The 11,104-nt window shown below is 27.3% G+C and carries 9 protein-coding genes; all 9 read right to left on the minus strand.

What is annotated here, in order from left to right:
• Positions 1–137 precede the first annotated feature (137 nt).
• Positions 138–584, minus strand: coding sequence for a hypothetical protein (locus tag H2650_RS15360; protein WP_188051711.1), 447 nt, complete (start codon positions 582–584; stop codon positions 138–140).
• An 809-nt stretch (positions 585–1,393) separates the two neighbouring features.
• Positions 1,394–1,909, minus strand: a complete 516-nt coding sequence (locus H2650_RS15365; RefSeq protein ID WP_188051712.1) for a hypothetical protein — start codon at positions 1,907–1,909, stop codon at positions 1,394–1,396.
• A gap of 70 nt (positions 1,910–1,979) precedes the next feature.
• The gene (locus tag H2650_RS15370) at positions 1,980–2,522 is read right to left on the minus strand and encodes a hypothetical protein (protein ID WP_188051713.1); all 543 of its coding nucleotides are present in this window, start codon (positions 2,520–2,522) and stop codon (positions 1,980–1,982) included.
• Positions 2,523–2,708: 186 nt separating this feature from the next.
• Positions 2,709–3,218 carry a hypothetical protein gene (locus H2650_RS15375; RefSeq protein WP_188051714.1) on the minus strand — a complete coding sequence of 170 codons (510 nt, stop codon included), beginning with the start codon at positions 3,216–3,218 and terminating at the stop codon, positions 2,709–2,711.
• Positions 3,219–4,005: 787 nt separating this feature from the next.
• On the minus strand, positions 4,006–4,515 hold the full coding sequence (locus tag H2650_RS15380) for a hypothetical protein (RefSeq protein ID WP_188051715.1): 510 nt from the start codon (positions 4,513–4,515) through the stop codon (positions 4,006–4,008).
• Between the two features lie 322 nt (positions 4,516–4,837).
• Positions 4,838–6,766, minus strand: a complete 1,929-nt coding sequence (locus H2650_RS15385; protein WP_188051716.1) for an AAA family ATPase — start codon at positions 6,764–6,766, stop codon at positions 4,838–4,840.
• A 189-nt stretch (positions 6,767–6,955) separates the two neighbouring features.
• A complete protein-coding gene (locus H2650_RS15390; protein WP_188051717.1) occupies positions 6,956–7,735 on the minus strand; it encodes a tetratricopeptide repeat protein in 780 nt (259 codons plus the stop codon).
• A gap of 180 nt (positions 7,736–7,915) precedes the next feature.
• Complete coding sequence (locus H2650_RS15395) at positions 7,916–8,698, minus strand: hypothetical protein (RefSeq protein WP_188051718.1); 783 nt, start codon at positions 8,696–8,698, stop codon at positions 7,916–7,918.
• A gap of 175 nt (positions 8,699–8,873) precedes the next feature.
• The gene (locus H2650_RS15400) at positions 8,874–10,565 is read right to left on the minus strand and encodes an ATP-binding protein (RefSeq protein WP_188051719.1); all 1,692 of its coding nucleotides are present in this window, start codon (positions 10,563–10,565) and stop codon (positions 8,874–8,876) included.
• Positions 10,566–11,104: the final 539 nt, after the last annotated feature.

Here is an 11,104-nt window from a genome sequence, read left to right on the forward strand (position 1 = left end):
CTAACGTCTCGCGGCTTGCAGAAGTGGCGAACTTCGTAACCGTAATCTTTCGGCTAAGATAAAATTTCTTGCGAAAGATAAACGTGAATTTACTACATATTTCGCCATTTATGCAAACCGCTGTTGGCGGTTCGGTTTTATTTTTTATTCATCAGTTTTTCGGTTTCTGAATTATAAAGTTCTTTTCCTTTAGTAATTTCTTTTGCGTTTTTAAAGTCATCAACACTTATATAAATTAGTTTGTTATCGTCTTCCAAATTTTCATTTTTCTTTTCGGCTAACTCAACACTTCCTTTTCCTTCGATTAAAAATAAATAAATTTTCTTCTGAAAGTTTGCTTTAGCAAGTTCAACTATTCGATTGTAAATTATTGTGTTGATTTCAGGATAACTTATTGCTCGAAAACATTTTTTAATAGAGCACAATTCTTCGGTTCGAAATAAAGGATAAACTTCTGACTTCTCTAATTTGCTTAAATTTTCGTTGCAATAATCGTAATATTTATATTGAACTGTTCCTTTCGGAATTTGTCCATATGAAAGAGTTAAAAAGTTAATTGTAATAATAAAAATTAATTTTTTCATTTCTGATGTTTTTCCATTTTTTCGGTTCTGACAAACTGACCGCCAACGTTTCGCGGCTTTGCGAGGTTGCGAACTTCGGAACCGAGTATTTTCTGCTAAGATAAAATTTCTCGCGAAAGATAAACGTGAATTAACCACATATTTCGCAATCTCGCAACACCGCTGTTAGCAGCTGGCATTATTCTGTTAAAACATAAATTTACCATTCCTGGAGATGTTTAGAAAAATAATGTTTAAAATAATATTTAATAAAATTAAACCAGTGATAATAAATTTCGCTATTCGTGATATTTTATATCTGACAACATAATCGTATGTTATATTTCGAAAGATATAAATCATTGTTATGATTAAGAATATTGCTAATCCAGCATAATAATACTTATTCAGATTAATAAAGTAAAATGATAATAATTCAAGATTTATAGTTGCCAATGTTGCAATAATAAGACAAGGAAATATTGTCCAATAATCATTTTTTTCTTGATAGAAATGAATATAAATTTTTGAAAAATAGATAAAAAGTAACTCTAAATATTTCATTTATTATTTTCTAATTTTCGTTTTGCTCGACGCTTGCTGCTAACGTCTTGGCGCTTGGCGAGGTTGGGGACTTTGTAGCAGAGTATTTTCTGCCGAAACGAAGATATGATAAAAAACGCTAATTCCACTAAAACCCCAATCTCGCCAAACGGCTGTTAGCAGATGTTTTTATTTTTTGTATGTTAGTAATTTAAAGTTTAAGTATATTTTGCTTTGTCTTTAACTTGTTCATTTAAAATATTATTATTCAAAAATAATGTCGATTTTTATTTAATTTCGATATCTTTTTGATATTTATTTTTGAGTTTAAAGTTAAGTACAATTAAGACTATAAAAGTAACAAATAGTCCAAATAAAACAATTCCTTTCATAATTGCTTTACTTGCTCCATCTCCGTTAAATGAAAATGTTGAAATATTTATATTTTCTAATGATGGAATTATATATGTTGCTAAATATGCAATTAACATAATTATGCTATTCTGAATTTGATTTTTATATTTTTTTTCTTTTGTTAATTTGTAAAAATAATTTCCCATCCAAATCGGAAAAAAAACTGTGTTAAAAATAATCCAAATAAAAATTAATATTTCAAAGTTTAAAGCAAACATAAAATCAGTAAAATAATTTACTAAAGTTATGAAAGTGGTAACCAAGATTATCATTAGTAAGTTTTCTGCTTTCATCGATATTTCAATGTTTTCGTGATTTTTCTCCAAAATATCTGCTAACGTCTTGTCGCTTTGCGGAGGTTGGGGAATAAAGATGCGAGTTTTTTCCATTAAAGACAAATTTTCCAAGTACAAAACCATCTTTCCATAAGCCAAATACCCCAATCTCGCAAAACGGCTGTTAGTGGCTGGCTTTATTGATTTGGTTTAGAAGAGTTAGATAATGCTTTCTGTTTCTCCCCATTGAAATAATTGAGCTTTTTTCGTTTGGATTACAAATACTATTAAAATAAATTCTGTTTTTGTCAAATATTATAGTTATTAATTCACCCCAACTGCCAGAAAAAAAACCAGGATAAGTTGTAGCAACATAACAATAATCATTATTTTTATTTCTAATCCATTTTCTTTCTTCCGCAACTTCTGTAACTATGTTTTTGATTTCAATCAAACTTAAATTTGTTTCGATAATATTAAACCTTAAACGCTTTTTCTGTAAAAAATAAAAAAATATTGTGAATAAAAACGGAACAATAATAAAACTTAATATTTTAACAGAAATATGATTTCTATTTCCACTTAAAATATCTTTTATACTTAAAACACCAATTGTTATTGAAATAATAAGTATTCCAAGTACAATTCCATAGTGAGATAATTTCTGCCAAAAATTTAATTGAAGTACTTGTTTTTCAATAGAAATTTTTATTTCACTTTTTGTCATAATTATGGTTCTATTTATATTTTTTGCTCTTCAAACGGGAGCTTGCCACTAACGTCTTGTGGCTTGCGGAAGTGGCGAACTTCGTAACCGATTATTTTCGGCTAAGATAAAATTTCTTGCGAAAGATAAACGTGAATTTACCACATATTTCGCCATTTTTGCAAACCGCTGTTAACTGCCGTTTTTTTAATTCATTATATTTTTATTCGAATATGTAATTTCACAAATCCATTTTTGTCCTTCATTTTCTTTTCCAATTATATATTCTTCTGTTTTTTCAATACAAATAAAATCAGTTTTCAATGGATTAAAGCAAAAAATTTCATCGTTGTCAATTTCTAATATTTTATTCCATTCTGTTAAAAACAAACTTTTTTCAATTTTCAATAAACCAAAATTAAAATTCATTAAAAAAATATACAAATAATCGGTTTCTATTTTGTCTAAATAGTTTTGAATTCGTTTACTAATTTCTTCGACGTTATTTAATTCAATTTGAAAATACAGATTTTCAACATATTTATTTGGCCATTCTTCTGATTTTTTTTGAAATTCGTCAGATTCTACAAAACCTAAATTTTCAATTTTGTTATTTAAGTTTGTCGAACTTATTTTTTGCATAAAAAAGTTAAGTTTTTCATTTCGTTCTATTTCCCAACGTTTTTCTGCTATTCTATTTTTTAAAGATTCATTCATTTCTTATGTTTAAAAATAAAAACTATTGTTAATAGTAATTTTTTCGGTGTTTTCAGGCAAAATGGCAGTTAACGTCTTGGCGCTTGTAGCAGTTGGGGACTAAAGATGCGAGTTTTTTCCATTAAACACAAATTTTCCAAGTACAAAACCATTTTTAAATTAAGCCTAAAACCCCAATTGCTACAAACGGCTGTTAGCGGTTCGGCAGTTTATTTATTCCGTTTATCCATTCCAATTTATTTCAATTGGCTTTTCCAAATTTAATTATTTTTCGTCTTAAACATTTTCTTTTTGCCTTAAAAATCTAAAAAAAAATCGAGTGAAAATTACACTTTTCAAGTTTCTGATTTTCTATTTCAATATTCAGCCAATTTTTTCAAGTTTCATTTTTCTATAAACTCGATAAAATTCCAATATTCAAGTTTCCACATTCTACAAACTTAATCACTTTCAATATTCAAGTTTCTGCTTTCCACAAACTTAAGCAAGTTTCATTTTTCACTTTAAATATCTCAAAAAAAATCCAGAAATTTTCGCTTTTCAAAGTTCGGTTTTTCAACTTTATTTCCTTTTTCTGTGCGCTCCAACCTGCTGACCGCTAACGTCTTGGCGCTTGGCGAGGTTGCGAACTTCGTAACCGAGTTCTTTCGGCTAAGATAGAATATCTTGCGAAAGAAAAATATGAATTAACCACAAAATTCGCAATCTCGCCAAACGGCTGTTATGTGTGGGCTATTTTAAGGGCAATTTATTCTATTTCTTTTATTTAATTGCATATAAATAAAAGCTAAAACCAATCCCAAAAACCACGTTCTATAACTTCTACTTTTCCGTTATTTAATTTTTTGATAAACTCATCTTCGAATAATTTAATAAGTTCAGGGTGTTCATCTATATCTTTTCTAGATATAAGAATATATTTTCCTTTAGAATCAAAAATACCGAGCAATTCTAACCAAGGTAAAGTATTTAAATAATGATTTTTTTTGGTCTTAAATTCATAACTTTTATCCATATAGGTTACAAATCCAAATCGTATTGAATCTTTTCCCAAAACTATTTCTCTTATAGTTTTTGTGTTTTTATTAAGTAGCTGTTTTTGATTTAAATTATATTTCGCATTTAGTTTATTGGTAGTTATTTCAGATATTTTTTCTTCTAATATGGAATATGTCATTGTTGTAAATTCATATTCCATAATAGGTTTTGCTGGTTTAGTAAAAAAATATATAAATACTAAATAACCTAGCAATAATAGAAAAAAACTACCAAGTGTAGCAAATATAATTTTAATCATTTTTTTTATATTACTTAATATCTAACTTTCCGTAAATATATATTGTTATTTAATAGTTTAATTTATTATTTTCAATTTTTTGCTTTTCGGATTTACTTCTAAATTCTATGCGGAAATAAATATTTGTTTCAAATTGTAGTTTTTCTGCGTATTTTCTGATTTTTAGCTCACACATAACGTCTTGGCGCTTGGCGTGGTTGGGGACTTTTGAAACCGAGTATTTTCGGCTTAACGTAAATGTAGTAAAAAAACGCTAATTCCACTAAATCCCCAATCACGCCAAACGGCTGTTGTGTGAAGTCCTTATTATTCCAATGTTCTATTAAAATAATTTGTTAATTTCCACAAACATTTTTTCAAAATTTTCTAAAGTTTTTGCAGAAAAATATTTTTTATCTACGCCAAGTTGATTGAGTTTATTTGCAGGTCTGTAATGATTAAATCTATCTTTACCAATAACTTTATTAATTTGCTTTAATACTGTATCTAAATTTGCATCTAAATCAGTTAGTTTAATTTCTTGATGATCATTTTCAAATGCACTATTAAAAAGTTTTATGTATTCTTTTTTTTCGAATAAATCTTCTATATCTGCTGTCGCTTTTCCATTATTCGCAAATTCATTGAAAAATCGAATACTTTTTTCTTTAATAATTTTATGCATAATTAGATCGTCGACTTTTTGTTTACCTTTTTGGTCTGTAAAAGTGTCTAATAAACAAGCAACATTTAATTTAGAACCTCTTAATAATGAAATAAACGTTGAAACCTTATCCAATCCACCAACTGGAACAATTGTAATATTATCTTTTAGACCAACTCTTTTTTCTGTTTCAAGTATTGAAGACAAAACTGTTAAATAAATTAAATCTGCTGGACCTTCTACTAATAAATTATTTTTGGAAATAAAAAGATTTTGAGCAATATCATATCCTAAAGCAGCTTGTAAAGGAAATAAAGTATTTGGATCTTTCTCCTGAATAGAATCGGATATTATTGTTCCATTATCAGTTTCAAAACAAGTTCTTACTCTATCTAAATGTTCTGTTTCAACCATAAATGGTGAATGTGTCGTGTAAATAATTTGATATTTTTTAGAAAGGTCTCCAAAAAAGCGAAGTAAATCAGCTTGTGCAGAAGCGTGAAGATTTAAACCTGGCTCATCAAGTAATAATATATAATCTGAATTTTTGTCAGCTTGTATTTTACTAAACCAAATTATAAAAGAAAAGAACCAATTAAATCCTTTACTTCTTCTATCTAATGGCAATGTTATTTTATGTCTTTGACTTTTTACTCTGATGTCTAATATTTTTTCAGGTCTTCCATTTACGGTTGTATTTTCTATTCTAAATTCTATATCAAGATTCTGATTAGTTGACCAATAATTAAAAATTTCTTTTGTTATTTTGTTTGATGATGCTTCTAAAAGAGCAATATATTTTTCATATTCTTGTTCAGTAGCATTTAAAATATCCTCTGGTTTTATTCTTGCTAATTCAAAAAGAGCAATGGAAGTTTTATCTTTCTCGTTTGTTGGAGGTTCATTTATTAATTTATTTATATTTATTTTACCACTTAATGGATAATAATCATCAAAATACCAAAATTTAGGCATTTTTTCATTAATCCAATTTTTAGCAATATATGATTCTAATAAGTTTGTCCAACTCGCACTATTAAAGCCTCCTGTAATTATTTTTTTTATTTCTACTTTTAGTTCAGCTAAACCATCATCGCCTTCTAATGCCGTGATTAATGCAACATCATTTAAAGATGAACATTTTTTTATTAATTCTTTAGTTGTCTCGGTTAATGTATACTCATTACATTTATTTTCTAAATATTTTTTTTGATTTGCAACTAAACCTCCAAAACTTGACGATTTTGATTTATAATGTTTAGTATATGTAAATTGAGTAGTTGTAAAAATATCTTTTCCAAGGTCATTTTCTATTTCTAATAATAGTTCTTTAGAAATTTCATATTTGCACTTTATTATATCACAATCTTCTTCTTCGTGCTGAAAATCAATAAGTTCATTTCTTGGGTAATCTTGTGTTATATCAAATTCAAAATCTTTATCTGCCGTAAAATAATTTGTTTTTGCAATAGCTGTTAAAAATGAAGTTTTTCCTGCCTCATTCATTCCAACAAGCGTTGTAATTGCATCATCTATTTCAACAATTTGTTGTTTCTGAATACTTTTGTATTTTTCTACTGTAACTTGTTTTAATTTTATATAAGCCATTTTTATATTTTATATTTTGTTATTTACGGATTTTTCTTAGGATTTCACACAACGTCTTGGCGCTTGGCGAGGTTGGGGAGTAAAGATGCGAGATTTTTCCATTAAACACAAACTTTCCAAGTACAAAACCATCTTTAAATTAAGCCTAAAACCCCAATCTCGCCAAACGGCTGTTGGGCGACGTTTTTTCTACTCAATTTTATATTCCCCTTCTTTTAGATATTTTTTATAATGATTTAAATCAGCAAATCTCATAATATGGTAAATATCATATCCGTAAATAATTTTTTTAGATTCAGTTAAAATAAATCTTGTCTTGGACGGAAAGAGGCTAAACTTTGCTTCATATAAACTTTTACCCTCAAAACAATTATTCAGAATATATGGATTTGTTCTACATCCATCACTATATTTTTCAACTGCAATTAAAATTTTTTTCATCATTTCAAAATGCTTTTCTGAAATTTCTGTTTTGCCTATTTTTTTATACGCAAGTGCCAACTCTTTATGAAGCGTAATATTATTCGGCGAAATGGATTTTAATTTTTCACATAATTTTATGGCTTCTTCGAATTTTGAATCTCCATTCAATTTATAAATAGCTGATGCAATGCTGTCAATTCTAAATGGATTAAAATCTAAATTGTTTCTATATTTTGTATATGCAATTATTTCTTCGGAAGAAATATCCAAATCAATATTATTTAATTTATTTTCTACCGTTTTAAAATAATATTTTGAATTTTTGTCTGTAAAGTATTTAGTTTCTATTTTAAAAATTTCTATTTTACAAACTTCGCTATTACTATTAGTTTTTGTTTCATACGATTTTATGATTTTAGATTCATTAACTAATTCAGTCTTTTTAGAGACTTTTTGAGTTTTATTATTCGGTGGTGGTGGTGGTGCTTCTTGACAATAACTTATAAAGAAGTTAGATAAGAATAATAAAATTAAAATATTTTTCATTTTTTTTAGTTTAATTTTCTGTTTTTCAGTTTCTTGCGGTAAAATGTCGCCCAACGTCTTGGCGCTTGGCGTGGTTGGGGACTTTTGAAACCGAGTTTTTTCGGCTGAACGTAAAGGTAATAAAAAAACGCTAATTCCACTAAATCCCCAATCTCGCCAAACGGCTGTTGTATGCTGTATTTATTTCTCGTAATTCCAATTTAAATTTTCTTCAATTGAAATTGCTTTAAATATTTGGAATGCAAATTCAGCTAATTTTTTTAATAAATAGTCAAACTTTTTAAAGTCAAGTTCAATTATTAATTTATCATTGTCTATTTCTGAATGGCTAAACAAAAAATCGAATATTTGTTTATGATATTGAGTTACATAAATTTTTGATTTATTTATTACTGATTTTGAATGAGTAATTGAATGTCGTACTTCAGATAATATTTTTAGCAATTCTCCAAATTTTATTTTTGTATTATTTTCTTTAGATAATATTTGCAGTGTTTCCTTTCCTAGTTTTTTTATTGCTTTATATAGTAAGTCACCTCCTTTAATATTTTCTCGAGTAAGTTGTCCATCAATTTTGAATATTTTTTTTATTTCTTCACAAAACATCAAATCATTCGTTGCCTTAAAAAACACACATTCTTTGAAAAATTTTTCTAGTGATTCATATGATTGAGAATATAAAAAGCAAAATTCTCGAGACAAAACACCTGTAATTTCATTTTGATAATTTTCTTTTGATGTATTTCTAAATATTCCTGAATGGAAAGGTAAAACCCAATTATTATCAGTTTCACCAGTCCAATCGCTTATAATTAAAGCAGAATTTGAGTCATAAGTTGCACCAACTTGACAATATTTTTTATAGTCTAAAGTCAAAACTTCATTTAATCTTCTAGACGTATGTATAAAGTCGAGTAATGTTAAAAAGTATTCATCAAGAAATTTTTTATATTCATTATTCATCTTTTAATCTACAGTTTTCGTTTTACGGGAATATAGCATACAACGTCTTGGCGCTTGGCGTGGTTGGGGACTTTTGAAACCGAGTATTTTCGACTTAACGTAAATGTAGTGAAAAAACGCTAATTCCACTAAAACCCCAATCTCGCCAAACGGCTGTTAGGCGTAGTACTTTATTTTATTCATCAACTTTTTCAAAACAATTGTTACAAATATTCTGTTTTATGTAAGCCAAATGATTTATATCTATTGTTTTTGAGCATTTTGGACATTTAATTCCTTGCCCTGTTTCTAAATTAAATTTTTCGAAAAAATCGTCTTCGATAGAAAGTGACCTTGTTTCCCTTATATCTTCTACCGTATTTAAATTTGTAATTAATTCAGAAAAATCAGTATTTAATGTTGTTTTGTTAATATCAAGACTTGTATAGCTACCATAATCAATTGAATAAACATCATATGTTTTATTTGCAATGTGTTTATGAGAAATTCCTTTTTGTCTAAGATGCAATACACGTAAATCTACTAATTTCTTTATAAATTTATTCTCTGAATATTTTTGGGGCAGAAGAAAATGTGTTTTCTTTTTTATTAGTATAACTTGGTTTACAAGTTCTTCAAATAAATGTTTCGTTGTTTTATCTTTGTCAATTTCTTCTTTTTTATCTGAAGTGTACCATTCAGTAGTTGAGTTGCGAATATTTTTTAAAACAATTCTTTGTGTTGTATTATTTCTATTATTATAAGATAAAATAAAAAGGTTTATAAAGTCTCTTGGAATACCAGCTGATGCGATTAGTATTTCTGCTAATGCTTGATTTGCGAAAAAATAATTTATGAATTTTAATTCATCAACACCAACAAATATGTCAGAATTAATTTCTTTTAAATGATTAATAAGAAGCTCATTGTAAAAATTTTTTGTTCCAATTTTATCAACTTCATATATATACCTGTTATCTATAGAAATTGGAAAAATATCCCCTCCTTCTTCAAGTCCAATTTTTATTTCATTATGAATTGTTTCTCTAAATCTAGAACGATAAGGAATTGCGGCTATTTTAAAAGTATAATTTGAACTTATAAAAACTCTTTTAATTAATTCTGCTAAATAAGGTTGCAAGTCAATAGGAATTTCAGACCATTCATCTAATAAAAAAACAATTTTAGTCTCATTCAATTGACAAGATAGTTCCTCTAATAATTTTGAAATTTTATTGAATGATAAATATTGAACATTAGTTTCAGCAAATGCATTTTTTTGTTCTTTTTTACCAGCAATATTAACTTCTGGTTTTTCATTCAATTTCAAACTTCCAGAAATATTTTTTATTTCCTCTTTATTGAATTCAACAGAGCCTAATCGTTTAAATTCTCTTCCATTGAATTCAATATTCAATTCAGCTAAAATTGTTTTTAATTTTTCAAGTCTTTTTTCTTCAAACAAACTAAAAGTACCGTATTCACTAATATCGAATATATATTTTAAGTTGTTGGTAACATCTTCAATTAAATCATTTATCAAAGCTTGGAATATTAATATTGCTGATTCAACATTAATAGAATTAGAACTTGTAAATAGAGGCAAATATTTTCTTAAATCAATATAAACGGAAAATCTTTTTGCTTTATTTGGTGAATTCTTGTCAAATATTAGATTTTGAAAAGCAAATAGTAAATGAGTCTTTCCAGTACCTCTTCGACCATATACAATTTGATTATTGTTATTATCTAATCTATTTATTATCGATTTGTCAGCATAGATGTTAAAAAGATTTTGAACAGAACTTCTTTCAGTTCTAATATTATTTGCCAAATCATTGATTGCATTTCGTACTTGCAAAGAGTTAATGTATTCAATTTCATTCATTTAGTTCTGTTTTTTTAGTATTACGCCTAACGTCTTGGCGCTTGCCGTGGTTGCGGACTTTCGAAGCCGAGTATTTTCTACCGCAACGAATATATGAATAAAAACGTTAATTCCACTAAACCCGCAATCATGGCAAACGGCTGTTAGCGGTTCGGCAGTTTATTTATTCTAAACGTCTATTCCAAATTATATTTATTGCCTTTTCAATTTCTGCCAAATATTTTATTAAGCATCTTCTATTACTTTAAAATCCAAATAAAAATCGAAAAAAATTCGCTTCTAAAAACCTTCGATTTTCCATTTCAATATTTAGTTAATTTCGTCATTTTTTTTTGTTATCTCAGTAAATTCCAATATTCCAGTTTCCACATGCGACAAACTTAATCAGATTTCAACTTTCAAGTTTCTGCTTTCTACAAACATAATCAACTTCAATTTTCTATCTTAAAAACTCAAAAAAAATCGATGAAATTTATATTTTTAAATTCTAAATATTTTCTATTTTTCTGTGGTTTTATTTGCTCCAACGCTGCTGACCG

Source organism: Flavobacterium sp. GP15 (assembly GCF_014281985.1).
Taxonomy (GTDB): domain Bacteria; phylum Bacteroidota; class Bacteroidia; order Flavobacteriales; family Flavobacteriaceae; genus Flavobacterium; species Flavobacterium pygoscelis.